Annotated in this window: 20 protein-coding genes; 4 read left to right on the forward strand and 16 right to left on the reverse strand. The window is 64.9% G+C overall.

The annotated features are described in order from the left end of the window. Positions 1-200 precede the first annotated feature (200 nt). The gene (locus tag HV796_RS04660) at positions 201-722 is read left to right on the forward strand and encodes a LysR family transcriptional regulator (RefSeq protein WP_175225296.1); all 522 of its coding nucleotides are present in this window, start codon (positions 201-203) and stop codon (positions 720-722) included. A 212-nt stretch (positions 723-934) separates the two neighbouring features. Next, positions 935-1,996 (forward strand): response regulator transcription factor, encoded by a 1,062-nt coding sequence (locus HV796_RS45640; protein WP_343052854.1) that lies wholly within the window; start codon positions 935-937, stop codon positions 1,994-1,996. A 131-nt stretch (positions 1,997-2,127) separates the two neighbouring features. Here the strand turns inward: HV796_RS45640 and rpsU are convergent, their stop codons facing one another. Next, positions 2,128-2,340, reverse strand: coding sequence for a 30S ribosomal protein S21 (gene rpsU / locus HV796_RS04670; RefSeq protein WP_175225297.1), 213 nt, complete (start codon positions 2,338-2,340; stop codon positions 2,128-2,130). 363 nt (positions 2,341-2,703) lie between these two features. Between rpsU and HV796_RS04675 the strand changes: the two genes are divergently transcribed. Both HV796_RS04675 and infA read left to right on the forward strand, forming a co-directional pair. Continuing rightward, positions 2,704-2,907 carry a cold-shock protein gene (locus HV796_RS04675; protein ID WP_175225298.1) on the forward strand — a complete coding sequence of 68 codons (204 nt, stop codon included), beginning with the start codon at positions 2,704-2,706 and terminating at the stop codon, positions 2,905-2,907. 450 nt (positions 2,908-3,357) lie between these two features. Continuing rightward, a complete protein-coding gene (gene infA, locus HV796_RS04680) occupies positions 3,358-3,624 on the forward strand; it encodes a translation initiation factor IF-1 (protein ID WP_175225299.1) in 267 nt (88 codons plus the stop codon). A gap of 100 nt (positions 3,625-3,724) precedes the next feature. Here infA and HV796_RS04685 read toward each other — a convergent pair whose 3' ends face one another. The 15 genes from HV796_RS04685 to tssH form a co-directional block, all read right to left on the reverse strand. Then, the gene (locus HV796_RS04685) at positions 3,725-4,192 is read right to left on the reverse strand and encodes a YaiI/YqxD family protein (protein ID WP_175225300.1); all 468 of its coding nucleotides are present in this window, start codon (positions 4,190-4,192) and stop codon (positions 3,725-3,727) included. A 99-nt stretch (positions 4,193-4,291) separates the two neighbouring features. Continuing rightward, positions 4,292-5,440, reverse strand: coding sequence for a type VI secretion system protein TssA (gene tssA / locus HV796_RS04690; RefSeq protein WP_175225301.1), 1,149 nt, complete (start codon positions 5,438-5,440; stop codon positions 4,292-4,294). After that, complete coding sequence (locus tag HV796_RS04695) at positions 5,437-9,684, reverse strand: type VI secretion system protein (RefSeq protein WP_175225302.1); 4,248 nt, start codon at positions 9,682-9,684, stop codon at positions 5,437-5,439. The genes tssA and HV796_RS04695 overlap by 4 nt, the downstream gene beginning before the upstream one ends. Before the next feature lie 31 nt (positions 9,685-9,715). Beyond that, complete coding sequence (locus tag HV796_RS04700; RefSeq protein WP_175225303.1) at positions 9,716-10,468, reverse strand: DotU family type IV/VI secretion system protein; 753 nt, start codon at positions 10,466-10,468, stop codon at positions 9,716-9,718. Between the two features lie 84 nt (positions 10,469-10,552). Further along, the gene (gene tssK / locus HV796_RS04705) at positions 10,553-11,884 is read right to left on the reverse strand and encodes a type VI secretion system baseplate subunit TssK (protein ID WP_175225304.1); all 1,332 of its coding nucleotides are present in this window, start codon (positions 11,882-11,884) and stop codon (positions 10,553-10,555) included. 120 nt (positions 11,885-12,004) lie between these two features. After that, a complete protein-coding gene (locus HV796_RS04710) occupies positions 12,005-12,526 on the reverse strand; it encodes a hypothetical protein (protein WP_343052855.1) in 522 nt (173 codons plus the stop codon). Further along, positions 12,523-14,172, reverse strand: coding sequence for a dicarboxylate/amino acid:cation symporter (locus tag HV796_RS04715; RefSeq protein WP_175225305.1), 1,650 nt, complete (start codon positions 14,170-14,172; stop codon positions 12,523-12,525). The genes HV796_RS04710 and HV796_RS04715 overlap by 4 nt, the downstream gene beginning before the upstream one ends. Further along, the gene (gene cuyB / locus HV796_RS04720) at positions 14,169-14,870 is read right to left on the reverse strand and encodes a cysteate racemase (protein WP_175225306.1); all 702 of its coding nucleotides are present in this window, start codon (positions 14,868-14,870) and stop codon (positions 14,169-14,171) included. Before cuyB ends, HV796_RS04715 begins: the two co-directional genes overlap by 4 nt. A gap of 11 nt (positions 14,871-14,881) precedes the next feature. Then, positions 14,882-16,156, reverse strand: a complete 1,275-nt coding sequence (locus tag HV796_RS04725; RefSeq protein WP_175225540.1) for a dicarboxylate/amino acid:cation symporter — start codon at positions 16,154-16,156, stop codon at positions 14,882-14,884. A gap of 38 nt (positions 16,157-16,194) precedes the next feature. Next, positions 16,195-17,160 carry an ABC transporter substrate-binding protein gene (locus tag HV796_RS04730; protein WP_246355693.1) on the reverse strand — a complete coding sequence of 322 codons (966 nt, stop codon included), beginning with the start codon at positions 17,158-17,160 and terminating at the stop codon, positions 16,195-16,197. Between the two features lie 103 nt (positions 17,161-17,263). Next, complete coding sequence (locus tag HV796_RS04735) at positions 17,264-17,647, reverse strand: hypothetical protein (RefSeq protein WP_246355694.1); 384 nt, start codon at positions 17,645-17,647, stop codon at positions 17,264-17,266. Between the two features lie 12 nt (positions 17,648-17,659). Further along, positions 17,660-18,046, reverse strand: a complete 387-nt coding sequence (locus HV796_RS04740) for a DUF4280 domain-containing protein (RefSeq protein ID WP_175225307.1) — start codon at positions 18,044-18,046, stop codon at positions 17,660-17,662. Further along, complete coding sequence (locus HV796_RS04745) at positions 18,043-18,798, reverse strand: toxin-antitoxin system YwqK family antitoxin (protein ID WP_246355695.1); 756 nt, start codon at positions 18,796-18,798, stop codon at positions 18,043-18,045. The genes HV796_RS04740 and HV796_RS04745 overlap by 4 nt, the downstream gene beginning before the upstream one ends. 29 nt (positions 18,799-18,827) lie before the next feature. After that, positions 18,828-20,741, reverse strand: a complete 1,914-nt coding sequence (gene tssI, locus HV796_RS04750) for a type VI secretion system tip protein TssI/VgrG (protein WP_175225308.1) — start codon at positions 20,739-20,741, stop codon at positions 18,828-18,830. Between the two features lie 5 nt (positions 20,742-20,746). After that, positions 20,747-23,563, reverse strand: coding sequence for a type VI secretion system ATPase TssH (gene tssH / locus HV796_RS04755; protein WP_175225309.1), 2,817 nt, complete (start codon positions 23,561-23,563; stop codon positions 20,747-20,749). Between the last annotated feature and the right edge of the window lie 104 nt (positions 23,564-23,667).

Consider the following 23,667-nt stretch of genomic DNA (forward strand, 5'->3'; position numbering starts at 1 on the left):
CACCGTCGCTCGCAACAAGCTCAAAAGCGCTCAGCACCGACCTTCGATCATCGCCGCGTGCTGGATTCAGGCAACCTTGTGGTGACGTCATGATTTATGGAAAGGTCAATAGTATGTAGACCATGATTCGGTTCACCGATTTCTATAGGAGTTCTGCTTTTGCAGCGTGGACACCGATTAAACAACGAAGCAAAATCGGTATGAAAAACATTGACTACCAGCTCCGTCAATTCGTGAAGATTGCCAGGCATAAGTCGCTGTCTGAAGCAGCGCTTGCGCTCAACGTCACGCAATCCGCGTTAAGCAAGCAATTACGAGAAATCGAGCTGGCGGTTGGCCATCGCGTTTTTCATCGGCATGGCCGCGGCATCGAGCTCACGACCCAAGGAGACATATTGTGGCGCGCGGTGCAGGCGGCTTATAAACTTGTGAATACAACCATCGGGCAGCTGAGAACGCCCTGTAGGCATAGGTCCGGGACAGTGACGGTTGCGACGATACACGGCCGCACTCATGTTGTGGCGAACGATCTTGTCGAGATGATTCTCGGCCGGCGACCGGATATCAATCTGACGATGATGGAAGGCACAGCAAAGGACGTATGCAGATTCGTCAGAATGAAATCTCGTCGTGACGACTCCTCCCTCTTTACACTCGTAGTGACAACATGCATTTCATTGAGTAGACTTCATGCCATTCGCACGTTTTCGTTGAATCCGTAACCTGAAAAACAACGATTAACCTCTAACATGAACATTTAGAGGTTACTCATTTCCGGTTTCATGCATTTGAAGCTGTTTTTGAAGTGTGTTCGGAGGAGCCGAAAAGCTGGACCTTACGCCTGGCGCACTCGCACGGCGACCGGTCGGCCATACCTGGCAAAGCTGTATGAACCACAATCCTGCTATCTGTGTAGCGTCGTCCGGCAATGCCCGTGCATCAATCCAGCGGCGCGGGCTGCGGCATCACCCGGATGCGCGACCTTGCCCAATCTGCACGATCAACCTGTGCTGGTTCGATCATCCGTCAATGCCCGCGTTTCGGCGAAGTCCATCGCGTCACCGATCGCGCGAATTCCAAACACCTTTCAATACATAAAATACCGGTTACGTCGTCCGTAACAGCCGCGTTCATCCAACATGTCCGTCGCGATGTGCGGCGCGTGATTACCCTTGCTTTACGACGTGAACTTCATCTCTTGTTTGTAGCGAGTGCAAGACATATGAGTGACGCAATCAGTCATCGTCCGGCAATCAGTGAGAGCAGCGCAATCGTGTACGTCATCGACGACGACTTGCCCATCTGTGAAGCCATCGAGTCGTTGTTTCGTTCAGTCGGAATCCATGCAAGGACTTATTCACATGCGACGGCCTTCCTGACGGGTGCATTGCCCGATACGCCGTCGTGCCTGCTGCTCGACGTGCGCCTGAAAGGGCCAAGCGGATTTGTCGTGCAGAACCTGATGCGCGAGCGTCAGATTCAGATTCCGATCATCTTCATGACTGCGCACGGCGACGTCGCGATGTCGGTGAAAGCGATGAAAGCCGGTGCCTTCGACTTTCTGACGAAGCCGGTTCGCGATCAGGAACTGCTCGATGTCGTGGCGGAGGCGCTCAAGGCCGATGAGAAGCGCCTGCGTTTTGAACGCTCGATGACCGCGCTAAAGCTCCAGTACGACTCGCTGACCCCGCGGCAACGCGAAGTCATGGCGCTGGTGGTCAGCGGTCTGATGAACAAGCAGATCGCCTCCCATATGTGCCTGAGCGAGATCACGGTGAAGATCTACCGGCGGGAGGCGATGAAGAAGATGGGCGCGATGACCGTCGCGGACCTCGTCAGAAAGGCGGTTCAACTCGGTGTGCGGGAATCCATCCAGGATGAAATCGCCCAACATCGTTCACTGACAAGAGAGGCCGTTATCTGGGGGACAAACGGCGGCTTTGGCGACGAGGCCGCCGCCGAAGCCGCAGTCGATTCACGAGTGAGGCATGTTTGATGTTGCACGGTCACGTCCGCTTGATAAAACGTGTCATCGGACTATCCGCGCGCGCGTCCGCCGTAAAGCGTCGAGCGATCGTACCGAATGAGCGGAACCCCGGCCCAACCTCGATGCGCAATCGCTGAGCGCTAGTACAGCTTCTTCGGCGGTCGTGCTCGCCGGATCTGCTTTTGTTGCCTCGCCACAGCGGCGGCTTTTTTGCGCTTGCGTCGGGCGGTCGGTTTCTCGAAGGTCATCCGCGCGCGAAGCTCCTTAAGGAGTCCAGTGTTCTCAATGGAACGCCTGAAACGGCGCAGTGCTACTTCCACAGGCTCGTTGGGCCTCAATGTTACGGTAGTCATTTGGCTCCTCATCTGAAAATCAGGGAATCGCTGCAGTCATTTTTTGGCATCGGCAGCCCTCTTGCAGCAGAAGGTGCCGGAAGCCCGCTTCGGATGTCTAGCCATTCTGTGCTCGTCACCGCATCCCACTATACACGCCGTCGAGCGACGGACGCCCCGCCTCGGGTCCACCCGAAAACGCGCTGGCAACGAAACCGCTTGACGTGACGCCACATACCGCGTAGTGTCACGCACCTAAGTTTCTTGGGCGATTGCTCGTCATTTGCCGCCATCAGCGGCTCTCGTTGGCCTCCCCTCCTTGATTCTTCATTCGCCCTTTTGTCGAGGGCATGCATCTTTATTCGTCTGTTTAAGGAATATCTAGTGGAAACCGGTACTGTCAAATGGTTCAACGATAGCAAGGGCTTCGGCTTCATTACGCCGGACAAGGGTGGTGATGACCTGTTCGCGCACTTCTCCGAGGTACGCGGCACGGGCTTCAAGACTCTCGCCGAAGGCCAGAAGGTCAATTTCGAAACGAAACGCGGCCCGAAGGGCCTCCAGGCTTCGAACATTACGCCCCTGTAACACCATCGGATCGCGTCCGCCCGGTGCGGTGACGCGATTCACTCGCCTTGTCCCGTGGCAGTCGTATGCCACGCGTGCCAGCCAGGTTTTCTTCCATTCCCGCCGCGCCTGCAGGCTGAAGGCGTGGTGTCAATGGCTCGCCCCAAAGGGCGGGCTTGTGGTTCGATATCAGGTTCCGGCCGAGCCGCTATGCATCGGTGCCCGCATTGACAGCGTCATCCGAGCGCGTGGGTCGGAAAATCCGGGCCTTATCGGATCGTTTCAACGCCCTAAGTCCGTCGTTGCTGCGTGGTGCAGCTTGTCCGCACAAATCCGCTTTCGTCGTTTGGGCGAAATATGCCAGACAAGTCAGAACTTGCAACATCACCCCGCATGGTAGCGATGCCGTGATCTGCGGTATTCGCTGCTGCCTTGCATCGACGCGGCATCACGCTCACTGGAGGAATTGGTTTGGCAAAAGAGGAACTGCTGGAACTCGACGGAGTCGTCGACGAAGTGCTGCCGGACAGCAAATACCGCGTCACGCTCGAGAACGGCGTGGTGGTGAGCGCGTATGCGTCGGGCCGCATGCGCAAGAATCACATTCGCATTCTTGCCGGTGATCGGGTCACGCTGGAGTTGTCGCTCTACGATCTGACGAAGGGACGGATTAACTTCCGGCACAAAGACGAGCGTGCGACCGGTGGGCAGCCGCGAAACGGTATGCGACGCCGGTAAGCGAACGCCGATCAGCAAATGCCGATCCGGATTGAACGTCGGTCAGTTCATGAAGGCCCGGCCGTTGCGCCTCCCATTGCGGCACTCAAAATCACAGCCATCAACCGGCCCCGCGGCGCGGCGTGCGCTGACGCGCGAGAAATCGATCGAGCTGGCTGGCAAATGTTTTGGTGTCCTGTGCGCTGAATGGCGCGGGTCCCCCTGTGTCGACGCCACTACCGCGCAATTGATCCATCACATCGCGCATCGTCAGGCGTTCCCGGATATTTTCACGCGTGAACCAGCTTCCGCGCGGATCGAGCGCGTGTGCGCCCTTGTCGAGAACCGCGGCGGCGAGTGGTATGTCCGCGGTGATCACCAGATCGTTTGGCGCAACCAGTTCGACAATGCGCGCATCGGCCGCGTCGAAACCCGCCGGAACCTGAATCGACTTGATAAAGGGAGACGGTGGCGTGCGCAAATATTGGTTCGCCACCAGCGTCACGCTGACTTCGACACGCCGCGCGGCCCGAAACAATATGTCTTTGACGACCGCGGGACAAGCGTCAGCGTCGACTAGCACGTGCATGAAGGCATTCCAGCAGATCAAAAGATGATCCTGCAGATCATACCCCCTCACGTGCCTCACGCCTATTCGCGCGAGGCATGCGCGAAGCCCACTACGCCATTACAGTTCAAGCAGCGCCATGTAGCGCGACAGATCGCCCTCCTCACGCACGATCTCCCTCATCAGATCAGGAAGCGACATCTGCCCCCAGCCGACCGCACGTCTCACCAGATAAGGCGTCGGACTGTGCGGTTCATGCTGCGCAAGGTAGTCGGCGACGAGTTGCAGCAGCTGATACGCATGCGCGCGATCGACAATCCCCGCACCGTCGAGCGGCACGACGGGCACCATGGCACCCGCCACGACGGACTGCGCAGCAGCCGTTGCAACGAGATGGGCTGACAGCGGTTGCACGCTGCCGTCATTCGATTGCTGAAAGTCGCTCATATCGTCCTGTGCGTCCTGCATCTGATCCGCGGGCGCGTGATCGCCGAGCAGGCTGGTCGCCGCATGTGCGAGCCGCATCAATGCATCGGCGACCTGCGCGATACTCGGCGCATCATGTCCGAGCCGCGCGTCGAGCCGGCGATCGAGTTCGGTCCACGCATCGCGCGCATCGGCCAGTTGCCGGCGCAGGTTCACCAGCGATGCGGCATTCGCCCCGCGCGCCTGCCGCGCGAGCGCTTCGCTCGACCCTGCCTGCTCGTCGTCATCGTGCGCCGTGGTACAGGCGCGCTGCCAATCGTACAGATTGACCTCAGCGTCCGGTTCGCGTCCTTCAATCCTCAGCAACGGCACGTGCAGCATCAGCACCAGCGCGAGTGAGTCGTTGATCCACGTAAACGGCGCGCAACGCGCATCGCTGTCGCCGGCGTCGATGCGCGGCCACGCGGTATCCCAATACTGTTCGACGAGCGCATTGAGCAGCGCCGCGCCCGCGACAAACCCCTCGATCCGGTACAGATGCGTCCATGCCTCGCACAGCCATGCAGCAAGCTGCAGGTCCTTGCTGCGCGTACGCAATGCGTCGCTGCACATCGACGCGACGGTTTTCCAGTCCGCCTTCACCAGCGGCCGCTCCCATTCGCCCATCGGCAGCGTCGCATCGTCCTCGTGCCGCGCGTTGCGGATCTGCTGGTAAATCGGCTCGTAACGCAACCACACGCCTGCTCCGTCGCCGTCGGGGAGCGGCGCAAGCAGCGCGTCGAGATCGATGCCGATGGCGGCGATCTGCGCCGATCGTGCAGCGTTGTCAATGTAAGGCGTCATAGCGCAGTCCAGTCCGGCGCGCGCGCCGGAAAGCTGCCGGGCCACGGCAGCGGGGTTTTCTTGCCGGCCGGCGTCAGCGTCACGCGCACGAATGCGCGGCCGCGCGCCTGCACGGGTAGCAGACCGACATCCGCGGGACTCGCGGTGCCAAGCGGAAAGTCCAGCGCCAGCAGTTGCGCCGAGCTGTCCGCGCGCGGCCCGGTATCGGGCACACGCTGCGCGCCGATCAACGTGATCAGCGCCCACGGATCGGAGAACTGCCAGGTCAGCACGCGCCCGTCGGTCGAAAAGGCGCGCTGACGCGGGTCGGCGAGCACGGTCAACGGCGAGTCTTTCGCGAAGCGCAGCGTCAGCGTCACCGGCATGCCGTAATCCCAGTGCAGCGGATGCGGCGGCGTGTCGCCCATCGACAGGCTTTGCGCGCCGATCGACAGCGTCCACGCGATCACCTGATTCGCTGCGATTTCACCCGCGCGATTCGCGCGGAATTCGACGCTGACATCGTAGCCGCTGGGTCCGCCGTCGTCGGTCGGATAAAGCGGCGCGAGTAACGTCTTGACCTTATCGAAGTTGTCGATAAAACGGCGCACCGCACTCGCGTCGCCCGCCGCACTGCCCGCCCCTGCGTCGCGGAACGTGACGGACACGCGCTCATAGCGCTTGAGCACCTGGCCGAGTTCGCCGAAGTCCGCGGTCACGCCATCGCCAACGCCGCTCGCTGTCGCCGTGCCGGCACTTGCGCCCGCGGCGGCTGCGCCGATAAACGGCGCGCGCGCCGCGACACTCTGGTTGAACGCGTCCGAGAAGCTGTCCCATTGCACACGCAGTTCGTCCGCGTAGCCTTGGTGGCAGCGCGCCAGCAACGTGCTGTAGAGCCGCATATGCAGCGCCGCGAAGTAGTCGTCGGCGCCGCTGGCCGACGGCCGCGGCGGAAACTTCGCGCCACAGCCGGCCGATCCGGCATCGGCGGCCGCCATCACGAACTGTTCGAGCATCAGCAGGCTGCTATTCGGATTTTTCAGCTTGTAACGATCGAGGTCGCGCTCGATCGCGCGCCAGCGCTGCGCAAGCGGCGCTGCCGCATCGACCGGATCGAGTGCCGCCAGATACACCGCCGCTTCACTGCCGAGCGTCAGCGCGCGTGCCGACTGCTGCGCGAGATACGGCTGCAGCGCCGCGACATCCGGCACACCGAACGCGGCCAGCACCGTCGGGCGCGCGTTCGACATCCCGTCGAAGCCCGCGTTCTGGCGCGTCGCGTAGAGTTCGGCATGCGTCAGTTCCGCATCGACGAGCCGCAAGCGTTCGAGCGCATCGCGCGACACGACCGCGTCCAGATCGGCCGCCTGCGTGAGCGCGCCCATGTCGGTCAGGAGCCCCTTGATGCGCGTCAGCCGCGTGCGCGCCGCATCGAATGCGGCGGCGCTGTCCGCGTCGGCATCCGCCGGTGTCGGCGTGGCCGCCGCCGCGGTCTGATCGAGCACCAGACGCGCGAACTGCGCATCGAGCGTTTGCTCGACCGCTGGCTGGATCAATGCCGGCAGCTTGGTCAGACCGTCGCTGAAATAACGCTTGCGCACCTCGCCGAGCGCGAGCGCCTGATCGAGCTGCGCGGTATCCCACACGATCACCGAGTCCGCCGGCAGCGTGGGCAATGGCAGATCGCGCGGCTGAACCATAAACGGCTGGCTGAGCAGCGCATTGATGCCGTCGCGCAACGCGAGCCGCGTCGGCGACACCGCATAGCGATGCTCCTTGTCGACCCACACGATGCCGCTATCCGGCCCGCCGAAGCGCTGCGCGAGATCGGCGCGGAACACCTGGAACGCGCTGTCGTCACGCGCGCGCACGCTGGCCGCGAGGTCTGCGCCCAGCAGCCGGTTTTGCGCGACGCGTTCGAGCATCCGGTCGTAGGTCGCGCCGGGCGCGAATTGCGTCTGCCGGATCCAGCCGCTTCTGCCGGATGCGAGCAGGTCCTGCTGCGCGTCGATGCCGGCCACCACCGCGCGAAACGCCGCACTGACCTGCGCGAAACCGGACGCACCCGCATCCGCGCCAGACAACGCGCGCAGATGATCGGTAATCGACTGCTCGCTAACCAGCAATGGATTGGCGGCAAACAGACGCTGATTGAGCCGTTGCGCGCCCCGGTCGAGCGTGCAGCGCAACGCATCGCGTAGCTGCGACACCGCAAGGCCGCTGCCGAGATCGGACCGGTACGCGCTCTGCGCGTCCGCATCGCGATAGAAGTAGCGCAGCGTGCTGGACACATTGCCCTGCAATTCCGCGCCCAGCGCGTAACGCACGACGAGCCGCAGCGCATCGGCGTTATCCGGCGAAGGACGCTGCAGGCTTTGCAGCGCCTGCAGCGCCGCGTCGAACTGATCGACGCCGTTCACGTATTGCCGCAGCGAGCGCATCTCGGGCAGGTCGTCGATCGACAGCGTGTCGGTGCGTGTGCCGTCCGCACGCGGCAGCGCCGGCGCCGCACAGTCGTCGCCGACAATCAATTGCCCGGTGCTGGGGTCACGCCCAGTGCCGGTCAGTTGCGACACGCGCGCAAACATCTCGCGCTGCAGCGCGGTCAACGCGATCTCGCCGAACGCCTGATCGAAGCGGTTGTTCACGCGCTGATCGAGGTCGTCGACGATCGGCCATGAACCCGGCAGGAACACGGTCCACAGCGGATCGGCGCGCAGATGCTGATTCAGCGCGATCAACGCGAGCGCTTTGCCGCGATACCAATCGGCGGTCAGATCCTGGCCGCGCCGCGCGGCCATCGCCTGATCCTGCGCGTCGCGCTGCAACGCACCGAGCGCGGTGACAAGCTCGCCATTGCGATGGCTCAGTTGCACGGTCGACACGACGATGCCGACGCCCCATATGCCAAGCAACGCGTAGCTGCCCCAGCGCACGGCGCGGTGCACAAGCGGACGCGTCAGATGCTGCGAACGCGACGGGCGCGCGAGGCCGTACTCGAGGAAGATCTTCTTGTCGAACAGATCGCGCAGGAACGCCGGCTGCCGCATCAGTTCGTTGAGCGGGCCGCCGGGCTCGCGCCGTTGCGTTTCAAGCGACGTGGCCGCGGCCGCGCCTTCACCGCGCAACGGCGCGCCCCCCGCATACGGGACAAGCGGCATCGCCGCATCGGCCGCGCCGCGCGCGTCCTCGTCATCCGCCGTAGCCCTCACGCCGCCCGCCGGCACCAGTGCGCCATCGCCATAGGCGGACGACGCCGGCTCCACCGTCCATTGCGCGAACTCGCTGCTATCGCCGGTCAGATAGATGCCACGGAAGAAGAACGGCTCGTGATACGCGCTCGGCCGCAACAGTTCGTCGATATAGATCTGCAATTGCGCGCGCATCGCATCGATACGCGCCGGCAGCAGCAGCAATGCAGCCGCGTCGATCGTGCCGGCATCGAGAGCGAACAGCTCCGCGCTCGTATCGGACACCGCACGCTCGATGCTGGCCATCGCGGTATCGACCCAGGCCGACTGATAGGTCGTCGACAGATCGAACGGCGACGACCAGCCGAGCATGCTCGCGCGCATCGGCTCGGGCAGCGCCCGCGCAAAGCCCGCGAAACCCGGCAGCCCTTCGCAGCCGGTGATCACGACATAGACCGCAAAACGCATCGCGAAGCGATTCTGCGCCAGCCACAGACGCCGGTGCGCAAGCTTCGCGCGCCGCACCAGTTCAAGTTGCGCGTCGGTATCTTCGGCAAGCAGCAGCGTAGCGGGCACCGTGATCACGACCGAATCGAACGGCCGCTGCTGACGATAGTTGCGGCACAGGCCGAGAAACTCGTCCCACGGTTTTTCATCACCATCGTCTTCCGGCGAACCGAGATACATCGCCTTGATGTCGATCACGACGCCGCGGTCGAAGAAGTGCCACGAGATGCCGCTCGTCGCGGCCGGACTCGCCGCCTCCGAACTCAGCACGCTTGCGACCCCCGCTTGCGCGACCGGCAGCGGATGCGGGTCGTCGCCTTCGTCGAGCACCATGATCCATGGAATGTTGTAGCGCTCGGCACGCGACGCGATATTCCCTTCGATCAGCTCGACCGCCTGGCGAAACGTACTGCGCAGTGAGTCCGCGCGCAGCCGCACGATCTTGCGCTCGGCCGCAGGCTTGCCTTGCGAGCCGTGCAGCGCGAAATACAGCACCGTACCGAGCACGATGCAGACAACCACCGTCAGCACCGCGATAGACAGCAGGAACAGGTTACTCGTCAGCATCGGCGGTCTCCGGGCAGCAGGCGGCGCGCGTTCATCGCGTGCTCGCGCTCAACGCGTCCGGACGCAGCGCTTCGCGCACCGGCCATGACTGCCACAGCCACAGCAGTTCGGACACCGCGAGCAGCGACACGAACGCCAGCAGCACGATGACGCTCCAGCGGCTTAACGTCGGCAGCTTGCGCGGCGCGATGTGCGACAACGTATTCGCATACGCGGCCGGCGCCACGGTCCGATCGCGGCTCATCAGGTCCGCGCGTCGTTGATAGACAAACTCGTACAGCTCGTCGCGATAGCTGCGCAGCTGCGCGGCCGCGTCAGTGCCGCGAAAGCGCCCCTGGAACCCCATCGCGAGCGCGAACAGATACAGCCGAGCGACCGCGCGCCGCGACGGCTCACGCTCGGACAGCACCTGCTCGATGCGCTGGAACACCAGATCGCCGGCCACGTTCGTGCGAAAGAGCGTCGATTCGAGCAAACAGCCGGTCCACGTTTCGCGGCCCGGCCACGGTGTATTGAGCAGGATTTCGTCGGCCAGCACCGCTTTCAGATAGCGCGCGTCCATCAGGCTTTCCGTGTCGTAGCGCGTGCTGTCGCGGCGCGCCTGCAGCGTCTGAAGTTCGATCAGGTTCAGCAGATGCCGGTTCATCTCCGCGGCGGCGAGCTCCGGCGCCGTGTCGGGCGCATTCGACGCGCGCGTGCGCGCTTTCACGAGTTCGTCGAGAAAAGCGCGGAACGGTTCGGTCACGGGGTCGTGTTCGTCGGATTCCGGTCGATTGCGTGCCATGCTTGCGGTTCCTTCGTTGCCAGTTGCTGCGTGATGACTGTGTTAGTTTGGGTTGGGTCGCGTCGCTGCCTGATCGGCGCTGCGTCAGCTCTTCACGAACAGCACCATCTCCTGCGGGCGCTGCGCGCTCTCGCCTTCGTTCGGATTGCCGATCACGAGCGGCTGGTTCGCGTGGATCAACACCGGATCGGCCAGCACCTCGAACAGCTGATAGCCCGACCCCGAGCGCACTCCGAGGTCTTCCGCATAATCGAGCGGATGGCGCGCGGCGCCCAGCACGCGGCGGCTGCGCAACGACGGGTAAACCGGCTGCGAGCCGATCATTGCCGCGTCCATCCATGCAAGCAGGTCGCGCTCGGATTGCCCGCGCAAGCCCACCACGAGACGCTCACCAATCCAGTCCTGATGCAGCGTGAGCTCATACGCGCCGTGCCTGAATTCGAACTTGTGCTCGCGATGGTCTTCGCTGACTTCGGACACCGCCTCGCGCAACGAGCGCAACAGCGGCACGAATACCGCCAGCGGATCTTCATGGTCATAGTCGAGCGGCACGGGCGGCAAACCGCCGGTCTTCAGCATGCTGAGCGAGCCGGACAGCGACGCAAGCGCTAGATACAGCGACAGCGGATGCAGATGCGGCGTGCGCAGCACCGCTTCCGCGTACGGCAGATCGGTCAGCAGATTGCGCAGACGATCTTTCAGCTCGAGCTGCGTGAGGCGGTCGTCGATCTTCGACGATGGGTTCGCGGTCTGCCGCGCAACGAATGCAGCCTTGCCGCGCAACTGGCCGAGCAGCGATGCGACACCGGTCCAGAGCGGGTTGTCGCGCGCGACTTCGAGCAACGGCGGCAACCGTTCGCCGAGGCGCACGACCTCGTTGTCCTTGTAGATCGAGCCCAGACGCAGCGACACGAACATCGGCGACGGCCGCTCGCCCACCGCAAGCGCCAGATTCGGCACGAGGCGCGCGATATCCGCGGGCGGCGCGTCCGACACTTCATCTTCGACCGGCGTGCCCGGCACCGACGCGAAGCGCCGGATGCGCGCGCCACCCGGCGCGGCGCTGCGCACCGGCAGCGTCAGATAGAAGTCGAGCGGCCCGTTCGACAGCCGATCGGCGAACGGCTCCAGCGACAGCTCGAGACGCTGCGGTTCACCGCTGTCCGGCGCATACGACACCGCGGTGCCATCCGGCAGGATGGCGTCGAGCGCGAGCACCCGCACGAGCCCGGCCGGCAACAAGCCCTGATCGAGCACGACCCGGCGCACGCCCCAACTGAACGGCGCCGCGGCAAGCGTCTGCCACGCGACCAGCGAATCGAGCCGGCCGGACAGCAACTGGAAATGCTGCGGCGACAGCAGCATGCCTTCGAACCATTCGACACGGTCGACGACCGCGGGCACACGCTCAGACATGGCGTTTCTCCAGACCGTGCACCGCAACGACGGTGACGATGGCCGTGACGACAACACTGACGACTGCGACTGCGCGGTAAAACAGCGTCGAAACGGAGTGGGCGGACATATCGATCATCTTCATTGACTGGCGGAAACCGTGAAAGCGGTGCCGTTCAGCAGCACGACCATGCGGCCGCTGAACGTGTCGATCCGGACGCGATGCGCGCCCGGTCCCTGATAATTCGCGAAGACGAACGCGGCAGCCACACGCGGACCGGTAAACGTGTCGCCCGGCACGTCGAGGCGCTGGCCGGGCACCATCTCCCAACTGCGATAACGCAGCCCTTGTGGAAACGTCGCGGCGAGATCGGCACGCGCACTGAACCATTTCGACGCGGGCAAATCGGCAATCCGATCGAGCAGCGTGCGATCCGACACGAGCACGACGTCGACGGCGACGGGTGCGTTGTTGTTCAGATCGTCACTCGCGGTGAACGTCATCTGCGACCACTTCACCTTATCGCCGCTCGAGCCGAACAGGCCGCAGCCGGTGAGCGCCGGCATCAGGCACGCGACCAGCACGAGCAGCAGGAACCGCCGTAGCGGTGCGGTGCGCCAGAGCTGACGCAAGCGGTTCGGGAACATCAGCGCGAAAGTCATCGGGCCCCCACTCCTACGCCAAGCAAGACGATTAGCGAGGCCGCCATCAGCGCGCAACCCACTGCAAGCACGAGTTGCGCGCGCGAGAACGAGAACTGCAACACGGGGTGCGGGTGAGGTTGCATATCAGGTTGCGCACCAGGCCGCCCATCAGGCCGCCAATCAGGCCGCCAATCAGGCCGCCCGCGCAACTGCAGCGCGTGCGCGTCGGCACGCGCGCTCTGCTCGAAAGGCAGACCCGCGGACACAAAGGCGATCACCGTGCACACCGCCAGCAGGCTCAGCACGTTGCGCGGCCCTTCGCACAGCAGGTCGATCGCGATAAACAGCACACCGGCCGCTTCAACCGGCAGTTGCAGCACCGACAGCACGACACCGGCGAAACCCGCCGTCGCCACGCCGTTCTGCCCGGCCGACGCGAACGCGGCCACCGTCGACGCGACGCCGATCAGCGCGAGGTCGATCGCATCGAGCGGCCGTGCATAGAGATTCGCGACGAATACCGCGACCAGCGCGAAGTACAGCGCGGTGCCCGCACGGATAAACACCGCGCCGAGCGGCACGACCAGTTCGACGACGCCGCGGCTAAACCCGAGGCGCGCGCTCATCGCTTCGATCGTGTGCGGAATCGGCGCGGTTTCGCTGCCCGACATCAGACCGACCAGCAGTGGCGCCTTCAATGCGGTTACCACGTGCACAAACGGCTTGCCGCAGCGTGCGGAGATCGCGGCGAGCGTCAACGCGGCAAGCCCGAGCGACCCCAGCACGAAGCACAGCAGGAAGCTTTTCATCGCATCGAGCGTCGCGCGGTCCACGTGAGAAGCGACGTATGCGGCCGCGCCGAACGCGAGCGCGGGAATCATCAGGTTCGCGTGTTCGATGATCGCCTCGAGGGTCCGGTAAATGCCTTCGAACACGCTGGAGAGCATGGTCGACTGCTCGCGCGACAACGCGGCGAACGCCATGCCGAACAGAATCGTGCCGCTCAGGATCGCCAGCGTGCGGCCCTGCGCGAGTGCGCGGTAGAAGTTATCGGGAATCAGGTCGTGCACCGTATAGGCGACGGCATGCGACACCGAATCCGTCTGCCGCGCGTGGTCGAGCGCGGCCGCTGCGGGCGGCGCGTCGAGTCCCCCTGTCGCCGGCGCCATCTGCACCGACTCCGGTTGCGCGGACGGCGCGGACGGCTCATGCGGTTCCGGCTGAGCCGCCGTCTGCCCGTCGCGCGCGGACGCCGTGTCGTCGTCGAACAGCGCCATATGCACTTCGTCGCCGCTGCTCGCGCTTTGCAGCACCAGTTCGCCAAGATGCGCATACTGCGCCGGCGACAGATGCGCCCCCGGCATCGCCGCGCGCCCCGCCACCGTACCCACGGCCGCACACAGGCCGACGGCGGCCAGCGCGAGCACGCCCATCGTGCTCACGCGCAGGATCGGCCGAGGCAGCTGCAACACCTGACGCAAGCCGAAAAACGTCGCGACCACGAGCAGCGGAATCGCCGCCATATTGACGACCGCCAGATACAGCTTCCCGACCAGATACACGGCGTCGCCCGCCGGCGCCGCGTACACGCCGCACAGCACGCCTGCGGCGACGCACAGAAGCAGCACGACGGTGCTGTTCGACAGTTGCCTGAGCGTCTTCATACGGGGCGGTTCCAGCCGCGCGCAAGCGCGTACCGCACGGTCTCGCGCGCGAGTTCTAGGGTGCTGTCGACCAGCGCGAATGCGGGTCTGGCGAGTTCGCGCGCGGCGATCGGCAATTCGGTGCAACCCAGCACGGCGGCGTCGATGCGTTGCGCGGACAACGCGTCGAGCACGTCGGACAGATGGGTGGCCGCCGCACCAGGCCGGTCGGCCTTCACCGCGGCAATGCACGCGCTCACGCATTCCTGCGGCTCGCGATCCGGCAATACCGGTTCGATGCCGCGCGCGACCAGCGCCGCCTGATAGAAGCCGGCGCTCAATGCGCCGCGTGTCGCGAGTACCGCGGCGCGGGTCACCTGCGGCGCGATCGCCGCCGCGCAGACCTCGCCGATATGCAGCAGCGGCGCCGCGCTGTGCGCGCGCATCTGCGCATACCAGTGGTGCGCCGAGTTGCACGGCACCGCGATCACGCCGACGCCATTGCGGTTTAGCAGATCGATCCCTTCGAGTAGCGCGGGCAACGGGTCCGCGCCGCCGTCGATGATCGCGGCCGAGCGGTCCGGCGTATGCGGCAGGTTCGCGACCAGCATCGGCAGGTGCTCCTGGTCGCGCGCCGCGCCGGTCAGCCGGATGATCTGTTCCATGAAGTCGACCGTGGCCAACGGGCCCATGCCACCCAGGATGCCGATCAGCGCCATCTGTGTCTCCTTCATATCTTGAGCGGCCGCGGGCAGATCACCGACACCGCGGCGGCATTGCCAATCACGAGAATCAGCGTGCGCAGCATGTCGCACAGCGGATCAACCGCGAGAAACAGGATGAACGCCGCTTCGAACGGCAGGCGCAGATACGCGCAGGTCATGCCCACCAGCGACACCGTGACCAGCCCCGTCATCCCCGCCGACGCGAACCCCGCGAGCACCGACGCGAGCAGCACCGTGACCACCTCGACCACGCCGAGCGTATGGCCGTACAGCTGCGCGATAAAAAGCGTCGCGCACACGTAATAGACCATCGGTCCGACCCGCAGCAGCGAGATGGTCAGCGGCACCAGCAGCTCGACGCGCGAGCGCGCGAAGCCCAGCCCGTCGACCAGGCTTTCGATCATGCTCGGCATGCAGGCGGCGCTATTTCGGGTTGCCAGCGCGAGCGCGAACGGCGCGCGCAGCGCATCGAGCGCGGTCGCGAGCGTGCCGCCCGAGCGCTTCCAGATAATCACCGCGGCCAGCACCAGCAGCATCACCGACGCGATAAAGAACGCGAGCACGAATTGCAGCATCGCGTGCAGCGGCTCGACACCGGACTTGCCGAACTGCGCGGCGCTCATGCAGAAAAGAATGATCGGCAGCAGATAGCTCAGCCAGTGCATCAGTTTCTGGCACGCGTGATAGACCGTTTCGAGCGCCTGGCTCAAGCCGGTTGAAATGCGCTCCGGCACGCGCCCGACCGCGAGGCCGAACAGCAGCGCGAACACGAGCGCCTTCAACGCGTCGCCATTGGCGAGCGCGGCGAAGATATTGGTCGGCACGAGGCTGGTCAGCAGCGTCGCGAAACTCAGCGTCTTTTCCGGCACATCGGTGCCGTACAGATTCATTACCGTATTGTTTGAAGACGAATCGCTGCCCACCATCAGACCGAACGTCTGCATCGTTTCGCTCGACAGATTCGAACCCGGGCTCATGACGATCAGCACGATCGCGCCGATCAGCGACACGATCGCCGACGCGCCGATAAACACGGTCACCACGCGCAGCAGCAGCTTTGACGTGCCGCCGTCGCGAAACAGGCGCTGCAGGCTGAAAATCACCGCGGAGATCATGAACGGCAGCGTCGTCATTTTCAGCAGATCGACATAAATGTCGCCGATAAACGCGAGGTGCTGCGCTTCGCGCGGCAGCACGAGCCCGACGCTGACGCCGAGCCCGAGGCTCGCGAAGATCACCCACGGATTGACGGCTAGCGCATAGATTCGAGCGGAGTTCAGCTTCATGGTCTTTCTGTCGTGTGGTCGTATTCTTGTGATTAGTGATCGGCGGCCTGCAGCACCGTGCCGACGTCGAACTTCGTGCTGCGCTCGGCGAGAAACTGGTTGATAAACGCGAGCAGCGCCGGCGCCGATACGTTCACGCCAATCGCCAGCGTGTCCTCGAGATCCTGCAGCGTGACGACGCGCAGGCGTAGCGACGCGGTCGGGTCGATCTTCAAGACCCGCTTGACTTCGAATTCGTCCCGATACGCCGCGGTGATTGCACCGGCGTTCAACGCATTGAGCACCGCTTCCCATGTCGGGTACTGGCGCACCTGAGCCTTCGGAAAATTGCTGGTCACGTACGCCGCGTACGACGAGTTCGCGACCACGCCGATCGAGCTGTCGTACGTGCGAATCATCTCGGGCACCGTGCGGCCCTGCGCGAGCTGCGCAAACTTCACGCGGTTGAGCAGCAGCGCGCGTTTCAGGCGCAGATACGGCGTGCTGAAACTGATCTCCTGCGCGCGCGGCAGCGTGCGCGACAGCTTGCTGACCGCGATGTCCGCATAGCCGCGCGCAAGCAGATCGACCACGCCGTCGAAGGTGTTCGCGTCGCGGTTGAAGCGCACCTTCACGCCGAGCTTCGCGGCGATTTCTTTCGCCAGATCGATGTCGAGTCCGCTCAGCTGACCGTTGCGCTCCTCGAAGAACGGCGGCTGATCGACGCTCAGCACCGCGACAATCAGTTCGCCGCGCTGCACGATCCGCGCGAACTCCGGCGCCAGCAGCCGGCCGTCGGGCATCTGCATGAGGCCGGTCGAGGTCAGCGTCGCGGCGCTGCCTGCCGCGGAGGCGGCCGGATTGGGCACCGCGACGACCGGCGTTGCCGTATGCGGTGCGTTCGTCGCATTCGTCGCCGCATTGGCGGGCGCATTCGCGGCCGGCGCGGCAGCAAACGCGGGTCGCGCGACGACGAGCATCACGGCAAGCAGCGCACCGAACAACATGGCGAATAACATGCGGAACCGCGCGATGCGCGACAAGGCTCGCGGCGCGCGGCCGGATCGGAACACAGCAGGCAGAACTAACGTAGACAACATGAACGTCACACTCTCCATAGGACTAGGAACCGGAATCCGCAGCATTGGCTGTGGTCGGCACGACGACAGGCGCAACGGCCGTGGGCTGCGCAGCCGGCGCTTCGGACATGTCGGATGCGTCCGGCGTGTCGGAGGCGTTGGATGCGGGGCTGGATGTATAACCCGCCGCGGGCGCCGGCGCGGCCGCAGGCGCCGCAACGGCGGCCAGCGCGCGCCCGGGTACGACCGCCGCCGACCATGACGCGCCGGCCATCGACTGCGACAACGTCTGCGCTGGCGCAGGCGCCTGCGCGGTCAGCCGCGCACCGATCTGCATGCCAAGCAGGAACAGCAGCACGCCCAGCAGCAGCGCGCATCCGAGCGCAATCGTCACCATCCGCGAAGTCATCGAGAACACGTATTGCATCGTGCGTCACCATCAGGGAACCATCGTCGTCACTTGTGCCGGCGCGATCACCGTGATCACGCCGCCCCACGTGCACATCAGTTGCGAAGCGTTCTGCAGCGCCGGCATCCCGCCGATCATCACGGTCGGCGAGCCGGGCGCCCATGGCGCGGCGGTGACCGGCACGCACGGCATCGGCGTCAGCACACCGAGCGCGGCCGCGGTCGCCGCCGCGACCGTCGGGTTCGCGGCGCAACTGCATACGCCGAACGGCATCACGTTCATCATTGGCACGTTGTCCATCACCGTGGCCGCCGGCGCGCCGGCCATCACGCAGTGGGCCGGCAACACCGAGAGCGGCGCCGGCGCCGCGCCGAAGCTGCATTGCAGGGTCGCGCCCGCGGTCACGAGCAGGCTCATGCGCTCCCCCTTACCCACTTTTCCAGGTGCCTGACAAAGCGCGGCGCGCCACCCTGCTCATGAGCGCCCGGCGGTTGCGCGGGGACCGGCCGCCATTCGCCTTGCGGCTTGCCTTGCGCATAGGTGCGCTGTTCGACGACGCTGCCATCCGGCGCGAAACGCCGCACCGTTCCATGCAACAGGTTCGCCCGATACGGCGCCGCCTGGGCGAGCGTGCCGTCGCGCGCGTAGTCGCGCGCGTCGCCATCCATCAGCCCTTTGCGATACGACACGCGGCGCACCACGACACCGTCGTGCATAAAGACCGCTTCGCGCTCGAGCGCGCCGGCCTCGTAAGTCATCCTCGATACCACCAGCCCGGACGCCGCGTAGACGACGCTCTCTCCATGCAGCACGCCGCCCGCATACTGCTGACGGCTGGCGAGACGATCGTCCTGATACAGCGACATCGCGCCATGCAGCTTGCCGTTCAGGTAGTGCGCTTCATGCGCGACACGGCCCTGTTCGTCGAAGGTGCGCAACGGCCCCGACAGCGCGCCATGTACATAGCGCGCGTGCAACAGTGGCGCGCCGTTCGGGCCGAAACGCACCAGCTCGCCATGCGGCACGCCGTTCATCATTTCCGTGCGGCTCACGACGCGGCCCGCGTCGTCGCATTCCTCGACAACCGTCGCAGCGGCGGCGGCGTGCGTGCCCGTCGCGGCGCGTGGCGCAGCACCGGGTGCGGCTCCAAAGGCAAAGGGTTGGGTCAAGGTCTCGCTCATCGCGTCGCAGGTCCGGTTCAGTTCAGTTTCACGATGCCGCCCTTCAGCGCGAGCATCCCGCCGCCGTCGACCGTCTGCGTGGCCGACGCCTTGTGCTCGACGGTCGTCCCCTGCGCGGTCAGCGACGTGCCCGCCTTCAACGCGAGCGACGTGCCCGCTTCGTTCGCGAACGACGTGCCGGATTTGATGCTGACCGTGCCGGTCGCTTCGATCACGAGGTTGCCGGTGATCTTCAGCGTGTAGTCGCCGCCGGTCGTCTGCGTGAACTTGCCGTGATTCGTATGCGTCTCGTCGCCGGTAATATCGAGCGAGCGCGTGCCTTTGACCGAGTACGTCTCCTTGCCGGTCTGCACGTCGAGCGTGCGGTCGCCCTGCTGAACGACGAGCTTTTGCGCACCGCCCACGACGGTCGTCGTCAGCGCGTTCTCGATCGCGACGTTCATGTCCTTCTGCGCATGCAGGTACAGCTCTTCCGAATTGAGCTTGTCCTCCATGCGAATCTCATTGCCGGCCTGGCCGTTCTTCGATGAGCGCGAGCGCAGCACGCTTTGCGTTTGCGAGCCGGGCAGCGTCACCGGCGTCGTGTTGACGCCGTTGAACACGCAGCCCGTGACGAGCGGCCGGTCCGGATCGCCGTCGATATAACTGACGATCACCTCCTGGCCGATGCGCGGCAGGATGAACTGCCCCCAGCCCTGACCGGCCCACGCCTGCGATACCCGCACCCAGCAGGACGTATCTTCGTTCGCGGTGGCCGAGCGGTCCCAGTGGAATTTCACCTTCACGCGGCCATAGCTGTCGGTCCAGATTTCCTCGCCGGACGAGCCGGTCACCTTCGCGGTATGCGTGCCGTTCACGACCGGCAGCGGCGTCACGAACGGCGCGCGGAACGGCACGCTATACGGGAAGATCTCGAACAGGTTGTGGTACGTGTCGTTGGTCGCGTCGTGCATCACGCTGCGCACCACATAGTCGACATTGAGCGCCGCGTTCGCATGCGCGGCCAGCGTGAAGAACTTACCGGCCGCGAGGCTGTAGCATTCGCCGCTGCCATGGCCGGTGTGCTGCCCGACTGTATGCGCGGCAAGGCGGACTGCCGCCTTGCGCGCGCCATCCGCGTCGTCGGCGTATTTGCCCGGAAACGTGTAGCGCAACAGGTCCGCGCCTGCGCCCGCTCCGGTTGCCGAGGTCTGCTTCTGCGCCTGCGAGGTGGTGGCCGCCACGAAGTCGTAGTCGGCCAGCATATGGTCGCCGGCGACCAGCGCTTGCGCGACTTCGAATGTACCGAGGCGCTCGATGTTCGCGGCCACGCCGGCTGTGCCTGTGCAATACAACGTCGCGCTATTCGTGTCCTTCAGATGGGCGCCGACGCTGTCCGCGAGCACCATCGTGTGCGTGCCGTCGGCAAACTCGAAGAAGTAGAAGATGCCTTCCTCTTCCATCAGCCGCGAGATGAACTGAAACGCGCTCTCGTCGTATTGCACACAGTAGTCGCGCGCCGCGTACGTGCCGGTCAGCTTCTCCGCGAACGTCACATTGAACGTGCCGAGCACCGCCTTCACAATGTCGGGCACGCTCTTGTTCTGATAGATCGCGCGATCGCGCCCGAGCGTCGCGCGCCACAGCTGCGGCGCGAGCGTCGCCGAGTAATGGCCGTATTGCACGTCGGTGCCGACGCTTGCGAAGCGCGTGACGATGCCGCTCAGATAGCGCGCGGGTCCTGCCTTGGCTTGCAGCTTGACGGTCGCGGTCGCGCCGACCACTGTGCTGAAATCGAGCGCCTTGTTGGTCGAGCGCATCCGTAGATCGAACTGAAACAGTTCCGAGATCGCTTCGCGCCCCGCGCAGCCGTCGAGCAGCAGCACATCGGCGCCGAGCGGCGTCGTGACCGACAGCAGGCAGTGCGTCTGAGTGGCGGCGACCGTCGACATAGCCGTTACGCCTCGTCCGAAGAACGGAACCGGAACTCGATGCCATCCTGCGCGCTCACGCCGAGATGCACGCCCGAAAATGGCCGCGCGATCGAAATGCGCTCGAGCACCTGGCGCGCGAGCTCCGGCATCACCGCCTGCGTCAGAATGTGATCGACGTTGCGCGCGCCGCTATCGACTTCCTTGCAGCGCTGCATGATCAGTTGCGCCAGCGCGTCATCCCAGGTTAGCGGCGCATGGTGATTGCGTGCGAAACGTTGCGCGAGCCGTTCGAGCTTGAGTTTGACGATCGACGCGATCTGCGCGTCGCCGAGCGGGTAGTACGGCACCAGCACCAGCCGGCCGAGAAACGCGGGGCTGAATTGCCGCACGAGCGCGGGCCGCAACTGCTCGATCAGCGCCTCGGGCGGCGGGCGGCGGCCGCCCTGACATGCGTCGGTAATCACGTCCTGAGCGGCGTTCGACGTGAGCAGAATCAGCGTGTTCTTGAAGTCGATCGGCACGCCCTCGCCGTCTTCCATCATGCCCTTGTCGAACACCTGGAAGAATAGTTCGAGCACGTCCGGATGCGCCTTTTCCATTTCGTCGAGCAGCACCACGCTATACGGCCGGCGCCGCACCGCCTCGGTCAGCACGCCGCCGCGCCCATAGCCGACGTAGCCCGGCGGCGCACCCTTCAAGCCGGACACGCTGTGCGCTTCCTGAAACTCGGACAGATTGACGGTAATCATGTTGCGCTCGCCGCCGTACAGCGTGTCGGCCAGCGCGGCCGCGGTCTCGGTCTTGCCGACGCCGCTCGGGCCGACCAGCAGAAACACGCCGACCGGTTTGCCCGGATCGTCGAGGTCCGCACGGAAGGTGCGAATGCGGCGGGCGATCGTGTCGAGCGCTTCGTGCTGGCCGACCACGCGCTCCGCGAGCTTGTCCTGCAGATACAGCACCGTGTGCAATTCATCGGCGAGCATGCGGCCGACCGGGATGCCGGTCCAGCCGGAGATCACGTTCGCGACGACGTTCGAGTCGACGCACACCGGCACCAGCGGTTCGTCGTTCTGGACGGCTTCGAGGCCTTTTTCGAGGCGCGCCAGGTTGGCGGCAAGCGACGCTTCGTCGTCTTCGGGGGTTTCCAGCGCTTCGGCAACTTCCAGCGTGTGCTGACCGATCGTGCCGGGTTGATCGTCGAGCGCGCCGTTCTCGTCATCGTGATCGGCGTTGCCTGCACCGCTCGGGCTTTCCGCCGCCGCGAGATGCTGCGCGATCTTGCGCCGCCACGCGAGAATTTCGGCCACTGCGCGCTTTTCGGTCGCGAGCTTGTCGGCGAGCCGCGCATAGCGCGTGCGGTCGTCGGCGAGCTGGTGTTCGCGCGCGGCGATCGCATCGGCGCGCTCGGCGCCGGTCGCGCTTTCGTGACGCAAGATACGCAGATGATTTTCCGCGGTCTCGATCGCGCGGCTGAGCGCTTCGACCTCTTCCGGCACACCGCTCTGGCCGATCGCGACGCGTGCGCAAGCGGTGTCGAGCACACTGATCGCCTTGTCGGGCAATTGCCGGCCCGAGATATAGCGGTGCGACAGCTTCACGGCCTCGCGCACTGCTTCGTCGAGAATTTCCACGCCGTGATGGGCTTCGAGCTTTTGCACCATGCCGCGCAGCATGTCGATCGCGACTGCCTCACTCGGCTCTTCGACCTTGACCACCTGAAAACGCCGCGCGAGCGCCGGGTCGCGCTCGACATACTTTTTGTATTCGGCCCACGTGGTCGCCGCGATCGTGCGCAGTTCGCCGCGCGCGAGCGCGGGCTTCAGCATATTCGCGGCATCGCCCTGACCTTCGCTGCCGCCCGCGCCGATCAGTTGATGCGCTTCGTCGATAAACAGGATCACCGGCGTCGGCGACGCCTTGACCTCGGCGATCACCGACTTCAGCCGGTTCTCGAACTCCCCTTTGATGCCCGCGCCCGCCTGCAACAGCGCGAGATCGAGCGAGCGCACCGACACGTTCGCGAGCGCCGGCGGCACGTCGCGCTGCACGATCCGCTGCGCGAATCCTTCGACGACGGCCGTCTTGCCGACGCCCGCTTCACCGGTCAGGATTGGATTGTTCTGGCGGCGCCGCAGCAGCACGTCGATCAATTGCCGGATCTCGCCGTCGCGGCCGCGAATCGGATCGATCGCGCCTTGCCGCGCGAGCGCGGTCAGGTCGAGCGTGTATTGCTCGAGCGCGCCCTCGCGCGACGCATGACCGGCACCGGCGCCCGACAAGGTCGGCATGGCGCGCGCCGGCGCCGTGGCAACCGCAGCTGATGCGCCAGCCGGCGCGCCACTTTCGCGCGCGCCGCCGCCGGTGTCCTCGGGCGAATCGGCGAGCAGCGCCGGCAGCGCATCGCGCAGACTCGCGCGCGGGATCTTCAGCAACGCAGGCGCTGATTCGAGCAGCAGGCCGCGCAGGCTATCGACCTCCAGCAGTGCCAGCACCAGCGTGCCCGAGCGCACCTGCTGCTCGCCGAGCAGCATCGAACTCATCAGCCACGCCTCCTGCAGCAGCGGCGTGAAATTCGGCGACAGTGCGGGCGTGCGGCCATTGCCGCGTTTGAACTGGTCGATTGCCTTTTGCAACTGCGCAGCGACGGCTTCGACGCTGAGGTCGAAATGCGCAAGTATCGCGCGCAGATCGGGGGCATCGGTTTCGATCAGCGCGACCAGCAGATGCTCGACGTCGACGTTGTAGTGCGTTTGCCGCACGCACGACTGCGCAGCCTGCTCCATCGCATGACGGCATGCGGGATTGAGCCGGCTCAGCAGCGTGCGGATATCGATGTCCATGCGGCGGTTTCCTCGTCAGGCGTCGTCGTTTCGTGGTGCTTGCTTGGTGCTTGCTTGGTACTTGTGTCGTATTGGGATTCGTCGTGGTCGCGTCGCGCGTCAAG

It is taken from the genome of Paraburkholderia humisilvae, assembly GCF_902859855.1.
GTDB lineage: Bacteria > Pseudomonadota > Gammaproteobacteria > Burkholderiales > Burkholderiaceae > Paraburkholderia > Paraburkholderia humisilvae.

What these genes read in the sequence shown, in the direction of transcription:
- HV796_RS04660 (WP_175225296.1), top strand. Translation starts at nt 201, where the DNA reads ATGAAAAACATTGACTACCAGCTCCGTCAATTCGTGAAGATTGCCAGG.
- rpsU (WP_175225297.1), bottom strand. Translation starts at nt 2,340, where the DNA reads ATGACTACCGTAACATTGAGGCCCAACGAGCCTGTGGAAGTAGCACTG.
- HV796_RS04685 (WP_175225300.1), bottom strand. Translation starts at nt 4,192, where the DNA reads ATGCACGTGCTAGTCGACGCTGACGCTTGTCCCGCGGTCGTCAAAGAC.
- tssA (WP_175225301.1), bottom strand. Translation starts at nt 5,440, where the DNA reads ATGACGCCTTACATTGACAACGCTGCACGATCGGCGCAGATCGCCGCC.
- HV796_RS04695 (WP_175225302.1), bottom strand. Translation starts at nt 9,684, where the DNA reads ATGCTGACGAGTAACCTGTTCCTGCTGTCTATCGCGGTGCTGACGGTG.
- HV796_RS04700 (WP_175225303.1), bottom strand. Translation starts at nt 10,468, where the DNA reads ATGGCACGCAATCGACCGGAATCCGACGAACACGACCCCGTGACCGAA.
- tssK (WP_175225304.1), bottom strand. Translation starts at nt 11,884, where the DNA reads ATGTCTGAGCGTGTGCCCGCGGTCGTCGACCGTGTCGAATGGTTCGAA.
- HV796_RS04710 (WP_343052855.1), bottom strand. Translation starts at nt 12,526, where the DNA reads ATGACTTTCGCGCTGATGTTCCCGAACCGCTTGCGTCAGCTCTGGCGC.
- HV796_RS04715 (WP_175225305.1), bottom strand. Translation starts at nt 14,172, where the DNA reads ATGAAGACGCTCAGGCAACTGTCGAACAGCACCGTCGTGCTGCTTCTG.
- cuyB (WP_175225306.1), bottom strand. Translation starts at nt 14,870, where the DNA reads ATGGCGCTGATCGGCATCCTGGGTGGCATGGGCCCGTTGGCCACGGTC.
- HV796_RS04730 (WP_246355693.1), bottom strand. Translation starts at nt 17,160, where the DNA reads ATGTTATTCGCCATGTTGTTCGGTGCGCTGCTTGCCGTGATGCTCGTC.
- HV796_RS04735 (WP_246355694.1), bottom strand. Translation starts at nt 17,647, where the DNA reads ATGCAATACGTGTTCTCGATGACTTCGCGGATGGTGACGATTGCGCTC.
- HV796_RS04740 (WP_175225307.1), bottom strand. Translation starts at nt 18,046, where the DNA reads ATGAGCCTGCTCGTGACCGCGGGCGCGACCCTGCAATGCAGCTTCGGC.
- tssI (WP_175225308.1), bottom strand. Translation starts at nt 20,741, where the DNA reads ATGTCGACGGTCGCCGCCACTCAGACGCACTGCCTGCTGTCGGTCACG.
- tssH (WP_175225309.1), bottom strand. Translation starts at nt 23,563, where the DNA reads ATGGACATCGATATCCGCACGCTGCTGAGCCGGCTCAATCCCGCATGC.